This window comes from Nocardia grenadensis NBRC 108939 (genome assembly GCF_001613445.1).
Lineage (GTDB): Bacteria > Actinomycetota > Actinomycetes > Mycobacteriales > Mycobacteriaceae > Nocardia > Nocardia grenadensis.
Genome location: NZ_BDCJ01000028.1, coordinates 54096 through 70819, shown reverse-complemented (window position 1 = coordinate 70819; position 16724 = coordinate 54096). Strand labels below are relative to the sequence as shown.

Sequence of the window (16724 nt, the reverse complement as noted above, 5' to 3'; positions counted from 1 at the left end):
CATGAGCACCACCCACACCCTCAGCGTCCTGGTCGAGGACAAACCGGGCGTGCTGGCCCGGGTGGCCAGCCTGTTCTCCCGCCGCGGATTCAATATCGAGTCCCTGGCCGTCGGCGCGACCGAGGTCAAGGAGATCTCCCGGATGACCATCGTGGTCACCGTGGACGATCTGCCGCTGGAGCAGGTCACCAAACAGCTGAACAAACTGGTGAATGTGATCAAGATCGTCGAGCAGGACCCGGAGACCTCCGTGGCTCGCGAACTGATCCTGGTGAAGGTCCGCGCCGACGCCAGCGTGCGCACCCAGGTGATCGAATCGGTCAACCTGTTCCGCGCCAAGGTCATCGACGTCTCGCCCGACGCGCTCACTGTCGAGGCGACCGGCACCCGGTCCAAGCTCGATGCGCTGCTGCGCATGCTCGAGCCGTACGGCATCCGGGAGATCGTCCAATCCGGGGTGGTGGCCGTGGGCCGCGGACCGAAATCCATCACCGCCACCCGCTGATCCGTGGCCGGGCGCACCCCGCGCCCGGCCGCATTACGTGCCTCGTTTACCGTTTCCCGCGTTTCGCGGGTTCGAATAAGTCAGAAGGGATACCACCAAGTGGCAGTCGAGATGTTCTACGACGACGATGCCGACCTGTCGATCATCCAGGGCCGTAAGGTCGCGGTGATCGGTTACGGCAGCCAGGGGCACGCGCATTCGCTGAGCCTGCGCGATTCCGGCGTCGAGGTCCGCATCGGCCTCAAGGAAGGCTCCAAGTCGCGGGCCAAGGCCGAAGAGGCCGGGCTGACCGTCGGCACCCCCGCCGAGGTCTCGGAATGGGCCGACGTCATCATGCTGCTCGCCCCCGACACCGCACAGGCCTCGATCTTCACCAATGACATCGAGCCCAACCTGAAGGACGGCGATGCCCTGTTCTTCGGCCACGGTCTCAATATCCACTTCGGCCTGATCAAGCCGGCCGCCGAGATCACCGTCGGCATGGTCGCCCCCAAGGGCCCCGGCCACCTGGTGCGCCGCCAGTTCGTCGACGGCAAGGGTGTCCCCGCCCTGATCGCCATCGACCAGGACCCGAAGGGCGAGGGCCAGGCACTGGCGCTGTCCTACGCCAAGGGCATCGGCGGCACCCGCGCCGGCGTCATCAAGACCACCTTCAAGGAAGAGACCGAAACCGACCTCTTCGGTGAGCAGGCCGTGCTGTGCGGTGGCACCGAGGAGCTGGTCAAGACCGGTTTCGAGGTCATGGTCGAGGCCGGCTACGCCCCGGAGATGGCCTACTTCGAGGTGCTGCACGAGCTGAAGCTGATCGTCGACCTGATGTACGAGGGCGGTATCGCCCGCATGAACTACTCGGTCTCCGACACCGCCGAATTCGGTGGCTACCTGTCGGGCCCGCGGGTCATCGACGCCGACACCAAGAAGCGGATGCAGGACATCCTGAAGGACATCCAGGACGGCACCTTCGTCAAGCGGCTGGTCGCCAATGTCGAGGGTGGTAACAAGGAGCTCGAGGGTCTGCGTAAGCAGAACGCCGAGCACCCGATCGAGGTCACCGGTAAGAAGCTGCGCGATCTGATGAGCTGGGTGGACCGGCCGATCACCGAAACCGCCTGAGCGGTTCGCCGACCAGCGCTGATAGGGGCCCTTCCGCAGAGGCAGATTCTGGGGGTCGTCGCAACACCGCTGTTAGTTGGTGGTGGACAAGAGCATAGCGAGGCGCTCGGCTGGGGTATCCCAGCCGAGCGTTTTGCGTGGTCTGTCGTTGAGCTGCTGGGCGACGTATTCGAGGTCGGCGGGGCTGTGGACGCTGAGGTCGCTGCTCTTGGGGAAGTATTGACGTAGTAGGCCGTTGGTGTTTTCGTTGGAGCCGCGTTGCCAGGGGCTGGCCGGGTCGCAGAAGTAAACCTGCATGTCGGTGGCCATCGAGAACTGCTTGTGGCGCGCTATCTCGCAGCCTTGGTCCCAGGTCAGCGGGCCCGTAGGTGGGCGGGCAGGGTCGAGATCGTGGCGATCAGCCCATCACGGACGGTTTCGGCGTCGTGACCGGTGGGCAGATGGACCAGCATCGTGTGTCGATGAACTGGGCGCTGTTGGCCGCCGGCCTGGTCGACCTGGTGCAGGTGACGATCTTCCCGGTGATCACCCGGGCGGACCGGCACGGCCCCGGTCTTCGGCGGTGCGGCCGACTTCGATCTGGAGCTGATCGAGAGCCGGACGCTCGACGGCGATATCCAAGAGCTCATCTACCGTCCCCACCCCGCACGTGTGACCTTCGGGCGGCGTTTCTCGCGCGCTCCCGCCACCACTCAGTCCAATACGGCGTACGCCTCCACCTCGACCAGCACATCGGGCTCGAACAGGTAGTCGACACCTATCGCCGACAAGGGCGGCAACGGCTGGGGTATGCCGAGTTCCTCGACGACGCGCTCGATACCCGCGACGAAATCGTCGTACTTGTCCGGGGTCCAGTGCGTGACGAAGAAGCGCAGCCGGACGACATCGGCGAAGGTCGCTCCTGCCCCCGCCAGCCCGCGTGCCGTATTGCGCAGGGCGTGGGCGACCTGGCCCGCGAGGTCACCGGTCGCGACGGGATTTCCGGCGGCGTCGCGTGCGATCTGGCCGGCCACGTGTACCTGCCGTGTGCCCGAGCCGATCGCGACATGGTGGTACGGCACGGGGGTGAACATGCCTTCGGGGGTGCGCAACTGCACTGCCATCATGATCCCTTTCACTGATTGAACAAGGTATCCGATGTCTACCTGGTGTCCGAAGGGAACTTCAACGAGACTAGGTGGCATGCCGGAAACCGCGCCACTGCCCCTGGGCAGCCCGCAACTCACGCAGGCCCATCGCGAACTACTCGATCAGGTCCTCGACAAATGGTCGCTCCAAGTGCTCGACGCGCTGTGCGAGCACGGCCCGCTGCGCTTCAACGACCTACGCCGGGCCATCCCGGTCGTGACGCAGAAATCACTCACCACCGCGCTGCGGCGGCTCGAACGCAACGGGATGGTCGACCGGGTCGTCACGCACACCCGGCCGGTCGCCGTCGAGTACCGGTTGACGCCGCTCGGCCGGTCGCTACAGGACCTCATCGACGCGCTCCTGCACTGGGCCACCGGAACATTGCCCGAGGTCGAACGTGCCCGCATGCGGTTCGACCAGGACGCGGAAGGCGGGCAGGCCCGTGCACGTACGAGCTGAAGTACGCCGGGGAGTTCGACGAACCGTGCGGCGCCGCCGGAACCGCGATGGTGCCGCGCCGAACCACGATCGGTGGGCCGCGCACCGTATCGAATCGGCCGATCCGAACCCGGTATGTTCGAGATCGCCCGACACCACAGGAGGTTTCACGATGACCGAAGTCCACGGTATGCCGGTCGATATCCGAACCCCGGACGGTGTCGCCGACGCCTACGTCACCTACCCCGACGACGGTGCCGCCCATCCGGGAGTACTGCTGATCCAGGACGGTTTCGGACTGCGGCCCGGTCTGCGGGCCATGGCCGACCGTATCGCCGCGCACGGCTACACCGTTCTGCTGCCGAACGCCTTCTACCGGCACGGTCGCGCGCCGGTGCTGGAGTTACCGGATTTCATCGACCCGGAGGCGCGACCGGAGATCTTCCAGCAGCTCGTCCCGATGATCCGCGAGCTGACACCGGAGCTGCTGCGGTCCGATGCCGGCGCCTATCTCGCCTGGCTGGCCGCGGCGCCACAGGTCGCCGCGGGGAAGGTCGGTGTCACCGGCTACTGCATGGGTGCGCGACTCGCGGTGCTGGTCGCGGCCGCGTTCCCCGATCGGGTCGCGGCGGTGGCCGGATTCCACGGTGGTCCGCTGATCACCGAGAACGCGGACAGTCCGCATCTGCTCGTCGGGAACATCACGGGGGAGCTGTATTTCGGTCACGCCGGCGAAGACGTGGCGAAGGCGCCCGATTCTTTCGATCGGTTCGACGAGGCGGTCGCCGCAGCCGGTGAGCGCCACCGCACCGAGGTCTACGAGGGTGCGAAACACGGCTACACCCAGGCGGATACCGCCGCCTACGATGCCGAGTTCGCCGAACGGCACTACCGCGAACTGCTGGCCCTCTTCGACCGCAACCTGCGGGGGTAGCCGAGCCGGGAATCCGCCCGCACCCGGAAGCTGTGCCGTACGTCGGACCGGGCGAACCCGCGCCGGGCGGAATGCGGGCGGCCGCCGGCCGCGGTGTGCCATCAGGGGGCTACGCCGCCCAGCACCAGAGCGACGGCCGCTTCGATATCGGCGGCCTCGACCGGTTCGGCGCGTAGGAACAGGCGGAACCAGATCGCTCCGGCGAGCATATCCATCACCAGGCGGGGATCGGTCTCCTCAGCCAGTTCGCCGCGTTCGACCGCCCGGCGGAAGATCGGGTGTTCGCGGGCGGCGCGGTCGGCGAAGAACATGCGGCCGATCGCCGCCAGCGACGGCCGGCCGGGGGAGGCCGCCAGGACGGCGGCCGCGATGGGGGCGGTCGCGGCATCGGTGAGCAGATGGTGGATGCTCCGGGTCGTTTCGACGAGATCGCCCCGGAGGCTTCCTGTGTCGGGCACCGGGAAGCCGAGCAGATCCGAGCCGGTCAGCGCGGCGGCGAGCACCTCGTCCTTGGATTTCCACCACCGGTAGAGGGTCGTCTTGTTCACACCGGCGCGGAGCGCGACCGACTCCATGGTCAGTCCCTCGTAGCCCGTGGTGGCGAGAAGTTCGAGGGTGGCCGCGAAGATCGCCTCGGCCTGGCGGGGCCGGGCGGTCGTGCTCGTATCGGCGGGGTCATCCATATGCCGACAATACAACGCAACGTTGCGTTGCACCGTCAAGGTTGACTACAGTGCAACGCAACGTTGCGTTGTGTTTGGAGGCGTTATGGCTCTTCCCGTGGTTCTGGTGCACGGTATCCGGCTCAGCGGCCGCTGCTGGATCTCCGTCGAGGCAGAAATCGGCCCCGAGCGATCGGTGGTTACCCCCGATCTCCCTGGGCACGGTGCCCATCGCGGCGAACGTTTCACCATGCCCGCGTCGATCGAGAGCGTCCGCGCGGCGATCGACAGCGTCGGCGGCCGGGCCCTGGTCGTCGGCCATTCGCTGGGCGGGTACGTCGCCCTTGCGGCGGCCGCCGAACTCGGCGAACGCGTGGCCGGTCTGGTGGTCGCCGGGTCGACGCGTATTCCGAACGCCGCCCTGACGATTCCCTTCCGGATCGCACATCTACTGCTGTCGATCCAGTGCGACGGAGGGGAGCGGCTCAGTCGTCGGCTCTTCGACGCCGTCCTCCCTGCGCAGGTCGCCGCTGCCGTGGCAGCCGGCGGTATCGCCACCGAGGTGATTCCCGATATCGCCAGGGCCACGGCAAGTTTCGATCCGCTCGGCGAACTCCGTCGATACCCCGGCCCCGTCTGGCTGATCAACGGAAGCCGCGACCATTTCCGCGGTCACGAGCAGCGTTTCGTCGCGGCCTCGCCCCGGGCAAGGGTGCTCGTGGTGCCCGGGGCCGGGCATTACCTACCGCTGGCCGAACCGCAACGCTTCGCCCGGCTGATCCGCGATATCGCCGACGGTTGCGATCTCCGGGAGTCTGCGCACCGCAGCGGTATCGACGGGGTGCGGGCCCCCACCCCGCCCGCTTCTGTGTGACGTGTTGATCGACCATTCGACCGAAATTGCTGTGGCACAAAAATTTCCGGATGGCCATGTGCGGCGGTGTGTCCCGGGTGGTTAACTCGTTGCGGCGGACAGCGGCGCCGGAGTGAGGAGTAGATCGTGGCAGATCACAAGGGTTCGACGGATCTTCGGCAGGACCGGGCACACAGCGCCCGCATCTACGACTACTTCCTGGGCGGCAAGGACAACTATCCCGCCGACCGGGAGGCCGCGGCGAAGATCGAGCAGGCCATCCCGTCGGTGCGCGGCGTGGCGCGGGACAACCGCGCGTTCATGGTGCGCGCGGTGCGTCACCTCAGTGAGCTGGGAGTCCGCCAGTTTCTCGATATCGGCACCGGAATCCCCACCGAACCGAACCTGCACCAGGTGGCGCAGGAAACGACACCCGACGCCCGGGTGGTCTACGTGGACAATGATCCGATCGTGCTCGCCCACGCGCGGGCACTACTGGTCGGATCACCCGACGGTGTAACCCAGTACGTGCAATCGGATCTGACCGCCCCGGACCGGATCCTGTCCGCGGCCGCGGTGCGGGAGACCTTGGATTTCGACCGGCCGGTGGCCCTGAGCCTCATCGCCCTGTGCCATTTCGTTTCCGGTGACCGCATCTACGACATCGTCGATACCCTCCTCGCGCCGCTGCCGTCCGGGTCGTACCTGGTGATGACCCATCTGACCACCGACTTCGACCCCGCCATGGTGGAGGGCACCGTGCGGGCCTACCGGCAGAGCGGGATCGAGATGGAGGCACGCGACTACGCCGGGGTCTCACGTTTCTTCCGTGACCTGGAGGTGCTGGAGCCGGGGATCGTCGCGATCGAGGACTGGCACCCGGAGGGGAAACCGCAAGAGACGGACGGAGTGACCGTGTTGCCGAACGGCGCACCCCGCCCGCCCGCCGCGGGTTACGCGGCCGTGGGCCGCAAGAAGTAACCCGCGATATCGCGGCGACGACTGCGCGGGCCGGGAGCTCACCGGCGGCCCTACCCGATGGGCGAAGCACTCGCGCAAACGCACCCGCCCGGGTGTTCACCGGCCGCGTCTACCCTTTCCGCAGATACGGCTCGAGCAGTTGGTGGGTGAGCTCGCGCACATGCGCTTCCGGCGCGCCGCTCTCGATCATGCGGCCGGCTGCCAGCACGATCGACTGGATCAAATCGGATATTCCCTCCGCGTCCGTGGCGCCGTGATCGGCGAGCGCCACGGTCAGCGGCACACGTAGCTGTTCGTGCAGGATCCTGCTGTCCTCGGCCAATCGTTCGCCGGGCACGACCGCGGCCAGGCCCCGGACGACGGCGTGCTCGCCCGAAGCGACCAGATGCAGGTTCGCGTCGACGTAGGCGAGCACCCGTGCCGCGGGACCGTTCACCCCTGCCATCCGGTCGGTGACTGCGGCGGACCAGCGGGGGAAACTGTCGGCGATCACGGCCTCCAGTAGATCGTCGCGGGAACGGAAGTAGCGGTAGACGCTGGGACGCGCCAGGCCTGTCCGCTCGGCGACAGCGGCCAGGCCCGGCGCTTCGGTCCCGCCTTCGGCCAGGAGCTCGCGGGCCGCGTCCAGGATGGCGCGGCGTTGCGCCGCGCGATGCTCGGCGACAGTGGCCGCCTGGATCTTCGGCATGGGCGCGCACTTCCCTCTTCTCGGCGACGACGACGCGGCCGGGATCAGTCGGTCCGCGTCAGCTTCCCGTCGATCATCTCGTACACGCTGTCGCAATGGCTCAGCACGTCGTGGTCATGGGTGACCATGACAGTGGCCGCGCGGTGCGTGCGGGTCTCCTTCGCGAGCAACTCGACCACCTCGTGGCTGCGGGACCGGTCCAGCGCCGCCGTCGGTTCGTCCACCAGTAGCAGTGTCGGTGCGGTGACCAGAGCACGAGCGATGCCGACCCGTTGCCGCTCGCCGCCGGAGAGCTGATGCGGCCGGCGGTTCGCCTTCTGTGCCAAGCCCACTTCGGCCAGCAGTTGGTGTGGGTCGCGGGCGGCGCGCTTGGCACCGAAAGCGGTGGGTAGCCGCAGCTGATCGACGGCGGTCAGGGCCGGGATGAGATTGCCGGACTGGAAGACGAAGCCGACCAGGTCTCGGCGCAGTCGGGCGCGCGTCTTGCGGCTGGATACCGTCATGTCCTGTCCGGCCACGGTCACCGTTCCCGAGTCGGGCCGGGTCAATGCGCCGGCGACCGCCAGCATGCTCGATTTGCCCGAACCCGACGGACCGACCACTGCGACGAATTCACCGGGGGCGACCGTCAGTGAGACATTCTCGAGCGCCCGCACGGTCTCGTCACCGTCACCGAATCGCAGGGTGACCTCACGCATCACCAGGCCCGCGTCGGTGTCGTGGACAGCTGCGCCGGTCATCGGCTACCTCCCAGGGCGATGAGCGGATCGACGGCCGCGATCCGGGTGATGGCGGCGGCCGCGCCCGCCAGGCCGAGGGCGATGAGCAGCGCGGCGGCCGATCCGATGGCCGAGATGGTCATCGAGAAGGGAACGGCAGCGCCCATCAGGCTGCCGAGGCCCACACCCGCACCCACGCCCACGGCCACCGCGAGCAGCAGGATGATCAATGCCTGGGTGAGTCCGTCGCGCAGCAGGTATCCGGTGGGTGCGCCCATCGCCCGCAGCACGGCCAGTTCTTGCCGTCGCTGGATGGTCCAGACGGTGAAGAACGCGCCGACGACCAGCGCCGAGATCGCGTACAGAAAGACCTGGATCATGGTCAGGGTCAGTGTCTCCGCGCTGTAACCGGGGGACGCGTTGAAGGATTTCTTCAGTGAGAGGCTCTTCGTGCCCGCCGCCGCGTCACCGGCTCCGAAGTCCATATCGGGGTCGGTCGCCTGGATGGCGACGGCGGTGATTTCTCGATGGACATGCGCGGGCACCGGGCTGCCGGGGCCGATTCCGGATCGGATTTCCTGCCACAGGGGCAGCGGCACATAGGCGACGTCCACGTGACCGTAGGTGTGCTGGCCGCTGAGCGAGCCCACCACGCGCAGCCGGGTGCCGACGCGATCGACGGTGAGGGTGTCGCCGAGCTTCAGCCCCTGTTCGATCGCGGTTTCACTGACCACGATCCCGTCCGTCGCACCCAATCTCTCGCCCGCCGCCACGGCCGGGGCGAGGAAGGAATCCGGTTGGACCCCGAACAGCGCCAGGTCGATATCCACGCCGGAATCGCTGCGCGCATTGACCAGAGCATTACCGAAGGGCGCGGCATGTTCGACACCGGGTTGCGCCGCCCATGTGTCCACCGCCTCCAGGTCGATGACGCTGCGCGAGAACGCGGAATCGGTGTGTGCGGTGTCGGCGAAGGCGAAGGAGGTGACGGGCAGCTGTTGCAGTCCCGATACGCCGTCGCGGACGAGCCCCTGGGAGAACCCGGACAGCATGACCATCAAAACAGCGATCAGCGAGATCACCGCACCGACCAGGGAGAACCTGACCCAGGCGAAACGCAGTTCTCGGATGGCTAGGAACATCTGGGCCAGCTTCCGACGAAGGTTGGAAACATCATGTCCGCATCATAGCGACACAGTGTTTCTAACATTCCCGCGCGGGTACCCCGATGGTTCCCACGTGTCACTTTCCGCTATCAACGGCATGGAGTCCGCGCTGCGAGATGGACACGAAACAGTGTCGGCGCCGCCGCTGCCGCCCCCAGCATGGAATCCTTGAAGATCGACATGCCGTGAGCACGTGACAGGCACCCGGAGCCACACAGCGTTCGCTAGGAGGCGTGATGACCGCAGGTGGATTCGACCCCACATACAGCCCCACAGCAAGCCCCGCCGGCAGCATCAAACCTGCCGGCCTGGGCAAACGTGCGGTAGCGAGGTTCGTCGACTGGATCATCGCCGGCATCATCGGCGCCATCTTCTTCTGGCTCCTCGGCACGGTCTGGGACCTCCCCGACTGGGTCTCGGTCCTCCCCGGCGCCGGCTTCGGCTGGCTGTACTTCGTCCTCTTCGAGGTGTCCTCCGGCTCGACACCCGGCAAAAAACTCCTCAGCCTGCACGTCAATGGTTCGGGCAGGGCACCGAAACCCAGCCTCAAGGACTCCGCGATCCGCAACGCCTATATGCTGCTCAACCTGATCCCGTGGGTGGGCGGGTTGCTGTGGTTCGTCGCGGCGATCGCCATCGCGTTCACGATCAGCTCGAGCCCGACGAAGCAGGGTTGGCACGATAATGCGGCGGGGGGGACGCAGGTCATCGACACATAGTCACAGTCATTATGTGTGGGCGCGACGGACTGGCCCACGCTTCATATGGCCCAGCATCAGAGCAGATGCTGGGCCATATCGTTTGACCAATCCTGATCCACATCCCGTAGACGGCTGGCGGACGCTAAGGCGGCGAATCGAGGGGAGAATAGGACGGGGTTTACTGCACGAGACCGAAGGTGTCACAGCGATCAACTGGCCCTCAGTCCCCACCCCGGCCTGGCCACTGTCCTGATGCTCACCGAGATTTGAGGCCGGGGGCTACGCAGCCACCTGTTTGTGATTCATCGCGGGTCTTTGCGATCGCGGTCGTGATTCCAGTCCGGCGTCACACGGTGGAGGCGAGCTGAAAGCCACGATCGTGGCAGCCTTCAGCTGGCTGACAAGATATCCCGGAGGAAGCCGTCCCACTCGGCGGGGGTGAACATGAGCACCGGGCCCGTCACATCCTTCGAGTCCCGGACTCCGACTGCCTCGCCGAGGTGAGCGACCTCCACGCAGTCGCCGCCATGCTGGCTGTAGCTGCTCTTGAACCAGATAGCGCCGGATAGATCATCGTTCACTCGGCATACTCCTCTGAGACTTCCCGCATAAGGCACCTGGTGTCCTCTGGACTCAACGCTACATCGCGCAGGGTTGCTACTGCTCGTCGATGGCGATCGATCTGGCCGTCATCTTCCAGGAACAACGCTCCGGTAAACCCTTCGACGAACACCACGGGCGGTTCCGGAACGCGGCCGGCGCGCAGTGGCGGGAATTCGAATAAGGTGAACGATTGAGTGATCAGGCCGAAGTGTCCGCCCACCCCGAACGGGATAACCCGGATCGCAACATTCGGTAGTTCACCGGCTTCCAGCAGCCGACCGACCTGTTCGCCCATTACTTGCTTACCGCCGATCTGGTGCCTCAGCACTGCCTCCGATAGCAACAGCTCCAATGAAAACGGCTGGGTCTCCGTCAGTTTGCGCTGCCTCCTGGCGATCAGCTCGAGGTGCCGCTCCCTGTTCGCCGCGGAGATATCCGGTTCGGTCGTCTCCATGATCCACCGGCGATAGGCCGGGGACTGAAGCAACCCGGGCAGCAAAGTGAGTTGGAACGTCGTCATACTCGAGCACGCCTGCTCCAAGCTCATGAAGTGATCGAAGTGCGGATTGACCACGTCGGCGTAGTCACGCCACCACCCTCTCGACGGATCGCCTTTCGCCGCTTTCACCTCTTGAATCAGTCCCAGCACTTCATCGCGCACATCGTCGGCCGCCCCGTAGAAATTCAGCAGATCCCTGAACTGCGCGGTACTGATCCGGACCGGCTGACCTTCCTCCAAGCGCCCGATGCCCTGCTTGGACACCTCGATCGCCAGCCCAGCGGCCAGTTGACTCTTCTTGGATTCGAACCGCAGTTCCCGAAGCCGCCGACCCAAAGCACGCCGTGGAAGAGTCGAACCAATAGCCATGCCCACCCTCGCTATCTCGTCGTGGTCCAGTACGGACCTATGTTTTCTGGACCTACCCATACTGGACGCCTGGTGACCTGGCCGGATGGTCTCGAATAGTCTTTCCAGCGAACAGCTTTCGTTGTCTACTGTATCCACCCGATGACCGCGAACTCGGATAGATGCCGAGCGCAGATACTTTCATTGCGAATATTCAGGAAAGCTGCCGGAATCGCATTGCCGTGCCGGCAGGAATTGGCATGCGCGGTCACCGGGCAATTCGCCATCGTCGAAAGGGGATAGAGCAGATGACGTTACGTCCGGTGAACGAATTGCACCAATCGCATCGCCCCCGCGCGATCGGCTATCTCCGAACCGATCTCTCGCCCTATCAGACCCGCGACGCGGAAGCTATCCGTCGACTCGCCCGACAGCAGCGTCACACGCTGGTCTATATAGTCCGACTCGGTCCCGACTCCGTTTCGGACGCCATCGGTCACGTCCTCGAGATCGTCCGCGCGACCGGCGCAACAACGCTGATCACCCCCGACCTCGCGCATCTCGAAAACCACCCCGGCCGAGTCTGCGACACCTGCGACCTAATGACGGTGTGCCCGGGGCAGCTCTGGATGAAAATCGGCACGAATCCACATGACGTCCCCCACGAGCCCATATGGTTGCCCGAGGACTGGCACAGCGAACCCGACACCCGGCTGCACATCGCCGACGCGCACCACATCATGCAGACCCACCTGGACTGCAATCTCTTGGACTGCCCGCATAAAGCCGCCGCTTACGCACTCCTGGTAGAGGCCGGCAAACTCGTTCCCGCCACTCGCAGCACCCGCGAGCGCGCCGTCTCTCGCGGCCTCGCGTACCCGCTGGTCGGGCCGCCCCCCGAGCACGTGTCCATCCTGCGCGAGGCTGCAACGGCTACTGACTGTTCTCAACCAGGCGCGGCCATGAAGACCTACGCAATCCAACAGTTCGGCGCCGATGTCCACCTCGCGGTCTTCCTCGACGGCCTCCGCCTCAACTACCGAGCCCACCCCATCGCTGCGGAACGCTTCCTCCAGGAGTGGACCGCACACCACGGCGCCCACACGGCTGCCGTCCTCTGTGGAGATCCGGCCGACCTCCCACGTCTCCCGTGTGAACGCCTCTACCTGGACCGATGAAACCTCCACGCCCAACGTCGGTGACCTCCGGCCCAACCTTCCCTTCTGTCGGCTCGAGCAACCGAAGTCGAACCCGTGCGCGGCTCTCGCTCCCGTCGTGGCGGGGGGCTCCGCGTTCAATTCGGCCGACGGCTACACCGAGTTTGTAAATTCCGCGTACCTCTCCGCTAATCTATCTCGCGAGGGCTTGTCGACGGACCTGTGCGGAATCGAAATCATCCTGCCGTGCATCTCTTGTAGTCCGTGTTTCAACATCGGGCCGTCCTCTTCTTCGAGAAGATCTCGGTTGATTTCGACCCGATAGTTCGGAGTAATTCCCAGGTAGTTGCGATCGTAGGCTGCGTGATGGATTTTGCAGAGACTCAGGCCGTTGCTGACCTCAGCGCTCCCATGCGGTTTCGCGTCAGAGATAATATGCGCTGCATCGAGGAGGGGGCCGTGCTTCAGATTGCACACCGTGCACTGACCGCTGTATGCGTGCAGGACCCTCCCGCGGAACTCAGGCTGATGTAGCCGCTGCTTGGTGACCCTCTCTGCGTACTTCTTCTCCACCGGATGAAGATGGAGAGGGTCGTCTACGGAGAGCAGCGTTTCGTCGAGCGCGATAAGGAACCGTCTGTTCGCTGGATCGTCGGCCACCGCATAGACAGGGAAGATCGGTACAAACAGCCCCGGCTTGATCTTCCGAAGCAGAATGAACGGCAGTCGGAGTTCATAAGCTCGGCGAAGCTTCTTGTTGTCTCCGGCGGTGCTGCCTTCGCGGTACGCGTACGCAAACAGTGATTCGGTCACGTCCTCGTCCGCGTATCTCCCCTGCGGGTCCGACAGGATCGACAACGTCCCGTGCATGTCAGCGGGGTTCCGGATGCCGCGACTGTGGTCAATCAGTCGATGCACCTCTCCATCGACAGTGAACCTCGAAAGTTGCTCACGAGTAACAACCCCGGTATCGCGGGCCATCTCTTCGAGGTGGTCGAAAATCGCCTGTCGCAGAATGGTTTCAGCACTGATGTCCACCAGTGGATTCTGTCAGGCCCGATCGGCTTGTGCCTGACTACGATGCCGGATTCGCTAGTCGGCGACGGCACACGGGTCGTTGGCGCGCCCGCGAGTGACTGCAAGTGAACCGCTGGGGACAGCGGGCATTCTCGTGGTCAGGGGGCCGGGGGCTGGCCGAGTGAGCGTAGGTAGATAAGCGTCGCCTGAACTCGTCGATCACCGTCGAGGAGGGGTAGTTTCGCGAATATGGCACCGATGTGTTTGCGCACGGCGGCTTCCGAAACCGTCAGGACCTCCGCTATGCCGGAGTTCGTCTTGCCTTCGGCCACCAGTGCGAGGACTTCCCGTTCGCGTGCGGTGAGGTCGGCCAGGGGAGTGTGGTGCCGGCTGGACTTGACGAGGGCTCGGACGACCTCGGGGTCGACGATCGTTTCACCTGTGGCGACCCGGGAGATGGTGTCGAGGAACTGCCGGACGTGTCCGACGCGTTCTTTCAGGAGGTACCCCACCCCGGCGGTCGAATCATCGCCGAGTAAGTCGTCCAGGTAGGCGACGGAAACGTACTGTGACAGAACCACTATCGGTAGGCGTGGGTCGCGCCTACGGAGTTCGGCGGCGGCGCGGAGGCCGTCGTCGGTGCCGTTCGGCGGCATCCGGACATCGGTGATCACCAGGTCGGGCGTGTAGGCCGCATACGCATGGAGGAGACCCGGTGCGTCGCCGACTGCCGCGCTCACCTCGTGGCCGGCCGAGGTGAGCACACTCTCCAGCCCGGCACGCAGTAGCGGGCTGTCCTCGGCAAGCACGATCCGTAGTCGAGTGGGTGGGGCTGTCACACTGTGCACTCCATTCGGATGGTGGTCGGTCCGCCGGGTGGGCTGGATACTGTCAGTTGTCCGTCCAGGGCCGCGAGGCGGCGTTGCAGGCGGTCGAGGCCGTGGCCGCCCACCATATGGGCGCCGCCCGGGCCGTCGTCGGTGATGGTCACAATCCACTGTGTACCGGTGTGGGTGCCGTGGAGGTCGACTCGGGTGGCATCGGTGTGCCTGGCGACATTGGTGAGGGATTCGGCGGCGAAGACGTAGGACATATGCTCGACGGCCGGTGGCAGCCGGTTCTTCGGGCCGGACGCGTCGTCGAGGTCGATGCGGATATCAAGCGGTAGATCCGCCGCGAGATCGATCAGCGCCGGACCCAATCCGCGCTCGGTCAGGACCCGGGGCGAGAAGCCGCGCAGGACGGCCCGCAGTTCGCTCAGGATTTCGTCGACCTGCCGGTGGGCTTCGGCGGCGACGCGGCCGGTGGGGCCGTGCGCATCCTGGGATTCGGCCAGGCCCAGGGTCATCGACAGGGCGACGAGCCGATGCTGGACACGATCGTGCAGTTCGGATTCGAGGAGTTCGCGCTCGAACCCTTCTGCTTCCAGCAGCGCGGAACGGGAGTTCTCGATTCGGACGGCTTCGCGCCGCCAACGGTCGGCGTCGGGGGCCAGTAGCATCCGGGCCACCAGCGCTTCGAGTGCCGACCAGGCGCTGAGCAGTACCAACAGCAAGATCGCGGCGACGAACCCCGCGCCTGCGCAGATCCATGCTTCCGTCGGCTCGTCGACCACCCAGGGACCGAGGTCGAAGTAATCACTCCGGACCAGGCGCGGCGCGGCGAGCAGGACCGCGGCGAGGATGAAACCGAACACTGCCAGGCAGCACACCGCACCGCCGAACACAGTGGTGGCGACGAGATAGGTGGCGTGCCGGGCACTGGGCAACCGGCGCTCGGCCGCGGCGGCCCGCACCCGGGCGGCGGCGTGGTCCGCGGTGTCGGGGTCGACGAGTCGGAGCCGAGCGCACTGGAGCCGCAGCATGGGCTCCCACAGGGCGGCCCGCAGATCGCGGGTCAGCCCGAGCAGTAATACCGGCACGAAAACGACTGCCGCGGCCGCCGCGAGGACACCACCGCAGAATACGGAGAGCAGCGCGCGCCACGGCCAACGGGAGATGAGGAAACGCGGGCCGGTCCGGAGTGCGGACCCTATCGCGGTCACGGCCGGACTCTGTCCGGCGTTGCCGCTTGCCTGTGCTGTGGGCCGCCGCGCTTCGTCGCTACGACGATCCACGCGACCACGGGCGAATATGCTGCGCACATCAGCAGAGTAGTGGCGGCGCCCGATGGGTCGGCGGTACCGGCGAACAGTTCCAGTCCCAGCGCCAGCACGAGGTTGCTCCCGCCGTGCAGCAGGGCCGGCGGCCACACCGAACCGCTGCGCGTCCACAACCAGCCGATCACGAACTCGAGCTCGATCGACAGCGGCAACCACAGCAGCATGGCGATGAACGCGTCGGCGGCGGAACCACCCGCGCCGAGATACCCCACCCAGGGCAGCGGCCAATGCCATACCCCCCAGATCGCGCCGGTCGCGAATGTGGTGAGGACGGGGCGGCCGGGCACGAGGCGGTCGCGCAGATAGGTGGTCCAGCCGAATTCCTCACCGAAGAAGATCGGCGCGGCCACGACCGGGATGATCGGCGCGAGCGCCAGGAACAGCAGATGACCGGAATCGAAATCGCCGGCCTCGGGACGCCATATGCCCAGCACCACTGCGAGCCCGAGCGCGAGGGCGAGAACACCGATGGGGAGCAGCGAGGCAATCAGGTACGAGCGCCACTGGCGGGCGAGCCGCAGCCGCAAACCGGCGTCGGCGAAACCCTCGCGGGTGATCCACCGCCGGGTGCAGATCGCGGCGAGAGCGGGAACGAAAGCCCCGGTGAGCAGCTGGACCACCGGATTGTCGAGGGAGAATCCGACCGCTCCGGCGATTCCCCACGGAATCCATGCTCCCGCGAAGGCGAGTATGAGGAACCAGAGAATGCCCCGGTGCCGTGTCCGGGTGCTGAAGCCCAGCGGCTCCCGCTCGGTCAACGCTGTTGTCATGCCCTTATTACAGAGCGGCTGCCGCGGGAAGTCAGTGGTGAACGAGACCGTTTCGTGGTCGCGTACGCGCTACCACGGAGGCGACGGCCGCGGCCCTGTCCTTATGGATTGCCCGGCAAGCCGTACCGTGTCCCAGGAGTTCGACGGTGGCCCTTCTATGACCGCCCTGGTGGACAGGTCTCCCATGACGGCGTGGTCGGTCAGGCCGGGGCCCGCGCGGGTCGGCCACTCTGCCGAATGTGTGGGCGGCGGCCCGATCATTCGGGTCCGCCGCCCGC

Annotated in this window: 19 protein-coding genes and 2 pseudogenes; 9 read left to right on the top strand and 12 right to left on the bottom strand. The window is 65.9% G+C overall.

All coding sequences use genetic code 11. From position 1 onward, the window contains the following. The first annotated feature begins 1 nt into the window (after position 1). Entirely contained in the window at positions 2–505 is a 504-nt protein-coding gene (ilvN, locus tag NGR01S_RS26370; RefSeq protein ID WP_030521893.1) for an acetolactate synthase small subunit, read from the top strand. A gap of 99 nt (positions 506–604) precedes the next feature. Beyond that, positions 605–1618: a ketol-acid reductoisomerase gene (gene ilvC, locus NGR01S_RS26365; RefSeq protein ID WP_036513754.1), complete on the top strand. Its 1014-nt coding sequence runs from the start codon at positions 605–607 to the stop codon at positions 1616–1618. Positions 1619–1690: 72 nt separating this feature from the next. Here the strand turns inward: ilvC and NGR01S_RS26360 are convergent. Beyond that, a pseudogene (locus NGR01S_RS26360) lies at positions 1691–2079 on the bottom strand (IS30 family transposase); the annotation flags it as partial. Between NGR01S_RS26360 and NGR01S_RS32720 the strand changes: the two are divergent. Next, a pseudogene (locus NGR01S_RS32720) lies at positions 2074–2257 on the top strand (dihydrofolate reductase family protein); the annotation flags it as partial. The pseudogenes NGR01S_RS26360 and NGR01S_RS32720 sit on opposite strands and share 6 nt — an antisense overlap. A gap of 53 nt (positions 2258–2310) precedes the next feature. Here NGR01S_RS32720 and NGR01S_RS26355 read toward each other — a convergent pair. Beyond that, positions 2311–2721, bottom strand: a complete 411-nt coding sequence (locus NGR01S_RS26355) for a RidA family protein (protein ID WP_063041556.1) — start codon at positions 2719–2721, stop codon at positions 2311–2313. A 79-nt stretch (positions 2722–2800) separates the two neighbouring features. On the opposite strand from NGR01S_RS26355, the gene NGR01S_RS26350 reads away from it, so the two are divergent. Both NGR01S_RS26350 and NGR01S_RS26345 read left to right on the top strand, forming a co-directional pair. After that, entirely contained in the window at positions 2801–3208 is a 408-nt protein-coding gene (locus NGR01S_RS26350; protein ID WP_063041420.1) for a winged helix-turn-helix transcriptional regulator, read from the top strand. Between the two features lie 151 nt (positions 3209–3359). Further along, complete coding sequence (locus NGR01S_RS26345; RefSeq protein ID WP_063041554.1) at positions 3360–4121, top strand: dienelactone hydrolase family protein; 762 nt, start codon at positions 3360–3362, stop codon at positions 4119–4121. 101 nt (positions 4122–4222) lie between these two features. Here NGR01S_RS26345 and NGR01S_RS26340 read toward each other — a convergent pair whose 3' ends face one another. Then, on the bottom strand, positions 4223–4804 hold the full coding sequence (locus NGR01S_RS26340; RefSeq protein WP_063041418.1) for a TetR/AcrR family transcriptional regulator: 582 nt from the start codon (positions 4802–4804) through the stop codon (positions 4223–4225). A gap of 85 nt (positions 4805–4889) precedes the next feature. On the opposite strand from NGR01S_RS26340, the gene NGR01S_RS26335 reads away from it, so the two are divergent. Next, positions 4890–5657, top strand: a complete 768-nt coding sequence (locus NGR01S_RS26335) for an alpha/beta fold hydrolase (protein WP_063041416.1) — start codon at positions 4890–4892, stop codon at positions 5655–5657. A gap of 126 nt (positions 5658–5783) precedes the next feature. Then, positions 5784–6617, top strand: a complete 834-nt coding sequence (locus NGR01S_RS26330) for an SAM-dependent methyltransferase (RefSeq protein ID WP_063041414.1) — start codon at positions 5784–5786, stop codon at positions 6615–6617. 109 nt (positions 6618–6726) lie between these two features. On the opposite strand, the gene NGR01S_RS26325 is transcribed toward NGR01S_RS26330, so the two are convergent. From NGR01S_RS26325 to NGR01S_RS26315, 3 genes are read right to left on the bottom strand one after another with little or no spacing between them, the layout of a single operon-like run. Then, positions 6727–7305 carry a TetR/AcrR family transcriptional regulator gene (locus tag NGR01S_RS26325; RefSeq protein WP_063041412.1) on the bottom strand — a complete coding sequence of 193 codons (579 nt, stop codon included), beginning with the start codon at positions 7303–7305 and terminating at the stop codon, positions 6727–6729. Between the two features lie 44 nt (positions 7306–7349). Continuing rightward, positions 7350–8045: an ABC transporter ATP-binding protein gene (locus tag NGR01S_RS26320; RefSeq protein WP_063041410.1), complete on the bottom strand. Its 696-nt coding sequence runs from the start codon at positions 8043–8045 to the stop codon at positions 7350–7352. Continuing rightward, on the bottom strand, positions 8042–9166 hold the full coding sequence (locus NGR01S_RS26315; protein WP_063041408.1) for an ABC transporter permease: 1125 nt from the start codon (positions 9164–9166) through the stop codon (positions 8042–8044). Before NGR01S_RS26315 ends, NGR01S_RS26320 begins: the two co-directional genes overlap by 4 nt. A gap of 260 nt (positions 9167–9426) precedes the next feature. Here NGR01S_RS26315 and NGR01S_RS26310 point away from each other — a divergent pair, with 260 nt between their 5' ends. Further along, entirely contained in the window at positions 9427–9909 is a 483-nt protein-coding gene (locus NGR01S_RS26310; RefSeq protein ID WP_063041406.1) for an RDD family protein, read from the top strand. Positions 9910–10280: 371 nt separating this feature from the next. On the opposite strand, the gene NGR01S_RS26305 is transcribed toward NGR01S_RS26310, so the two are convergent. Continuing rightward, the gene (locus tag NGR01S_RS26305; protein ID WP_063041404.1) at positions 10281–10472 is read right to left on the bottom strand and encodes a DUF397 domain-containing protein; all 192 of its coding nucleotides are present in this window, start codon (positions 10470–10472) and stop codon (positions 10281–10283) included. Beyond that, positions 10469–11362 (bottom strand): helix-turn-helix domain-containing protein, encoded by an 894-nt coding sequence (locus NGR01S_RS26300; protein ID WP_169811970.1) that lies wholly within the window; start codon positions 11360–11362, stop codon positions 10469–10471. The genes NGR01S_RS26305 and NGR01S_RS26300 overlap by 4 nt, the downstream gene beginning before the upstream one ends. A gap of 161 nt (positions 11363–11523) precedes the next feature. On the opposite strand from NGR01S_RS26300, the gene NGR01S_RS31220 reads away from it, so the two are divergent. Next, a complete protein-coding gene (locus tag NGR01S_RS31220; protein ID WP_157107439.1) occupies positions 11524–12519 on the top strand; it encodes a hypothetical protein in 996 nt (331 codons plus the stop codon). A gap of 132 nt (positions 12520–12651) precedes the next feature. Here NGR01S_RS31220 and NGR01S_RS26285 read toward each other — a convergent pair whose 3' ends face one another. The 4 genes from NGR01S_RS26285 to NGR01S_RS26270 all read right to left on the bottom strand — a co-directional run bounded on the left by NGR01S_RS26285 (position 12652) and on the right by NGR01S_RS26270 (position 16446). Beyond that, positions 12652–13536 carry an HNH endonuclease gene (locus tag NGR01S_RS26285; protein WP_245664790.1) on the bottom strand — a complete coding sequence of 295 codons (885 nt, stop codon included), beginning with the start codon at positions 13534–13536 and terminating at the stop codon, positions 12652–12654. A 137-nt stretch (positions 13537–13673) separates the two neighbouring features. After that, entirely contained in the window at positions 13674–14354 is a 681-nt protein-coding gene (locus NGR01S_RS26280) for a response regulator transcription factor (RefSeq protein WP_063041397.1), read from the bottom strand. Further along, positions 14351–15559: a sensor histidine kinase gene (locus tag NGR01S_RS26275; RefSeq protein ID WP_063041395.1), complete on the bottom strand. Its 1209-nt coding sequence runs from the start codon at positions 15557–15559 to the stop codon at positions 14351–14353. The genes NGR01S_RS26280 and NGR01S_RS26275 overlap by 4 nt, the downstream gene beginning before the upstream one ends. Next, positions 15556–16446 (bottom strand): CPBP family intramembrane glutamic endopeptidase, encoded by an 891-nt coding sequence (locus tag NGR01S_RS26270; protein WP_063041393.1) that lies wholly within the window; start codon positions 16444–16446, stop codon positions 15556–15558. The genes NGR01S_RS26275 and NGR01S_RS26270 overlap by 4 nt, the downstream gene beginning before the upstream one ends. Between the last annotated feature and the right edge of the window lie 278 nt (positions 16447–16724).

What these genes read in the sequence shown, in the direction of transcription:
- ilvN (WP_030521893.1), top strand. Translation starts at nt 2, where the DNA reads ATGAGCACCACCCACACCCTCAGCGTCCTGGTCGAGGACAAACCGGGC.
- NGR01S_RS26355 (WP_063041556.1), bottom strand. Translation starts at nt 2,721, where the DNA reads ATGGCAGTGCAGTTGCGCACCCCCGAAGGCATGTTCACCCCCGTGCCG.
- NGR01S_RS26350 (WP_063041420.1), top strand. Translation starts at nt 2,801, where the DNA reads ATGCCGGAAACCGCGCCACTGCCCCTGGGCAGCCCGCAACTCACGCAG.
- NGR01S_RS26345 (WP_063041554.1), top strand. Translation starts at nt 3,360, where the DNA reads ATGACCGAAGTCCACGGTATGCCGGTCGATATCCGAACCCCGGACGGT.
- NGR01S_RS26340 (WP_063041418.1), bottom strand. Translation starts at nt 4,804, where the DNA reads ATGGATGACCCCGCCGATACGAGCACGACCGCCCGGCCCCGCCAGGCC.
- NGR01S_RS26335 (WP_063041416.1), top strand. Translation starts at nt 4,890, where the DNA reads ATGGCTCTTCCCGTGGTTCTGGTGCACGGTATCCGGCTCAGCGGCCGC.
- NGR01S_RS26325 (WP_063041412.1), bottom strand. Translation starts at nt 7,305, where the DNA reads ATGCCGAAGATCCAGGCGGCCACTGTCGCCGAGCATCGCGCGGCGCAA.
- NGR01S_RS26320 (WP_063041410.1), bottom strand. Translation starts at nt 8,045, where the DNA reads ATGACCGGCGCAGCTGTCCACGACACCGACGCGGGCCTGGTGATGCGT.
- NGR01S_RS26315 (WP_063041408.1), bottom strand. Translation starts at nt 9,166, where the DNA reads ATGTTCCTAGCCATCCGAGAACTGCGTTTCGCCTGGGTCAGGTTCTCC.
- NGR01S_RS26310 (WP_063041406.1), top strand. Translation starts at nt 9,427, where the DNA reads ATGACCGCAGGTGGATTCGACCCCACATACAGCCCCACAGCAAGCCCC.
- NGR01S_RS26300 (WP_169811970.1), bottom strand. Translation starts at nt 11,362, where the DNA reads ATGGCTATTGGTTCGACTCTTCCACGGCGTGCTTTGGGTCGGCGGCTT.
- NGR01S_RS31220 (WP_157107439.1), top strand. Translation starts at nt 11,524, where the DNA reads ATGCCGAGCGCAGATACTTTCATTGCGAATATTCAGGAAAGCTGCCGG.
- NGR01S_RS26270 (WP_063041393.1), bottom strand. Translation starts at nt 16,446, where the DNA reads ATGACAACAGCGTTGACCGAGCGGGAGCCGCTGGGCTTCAGCACCCGG.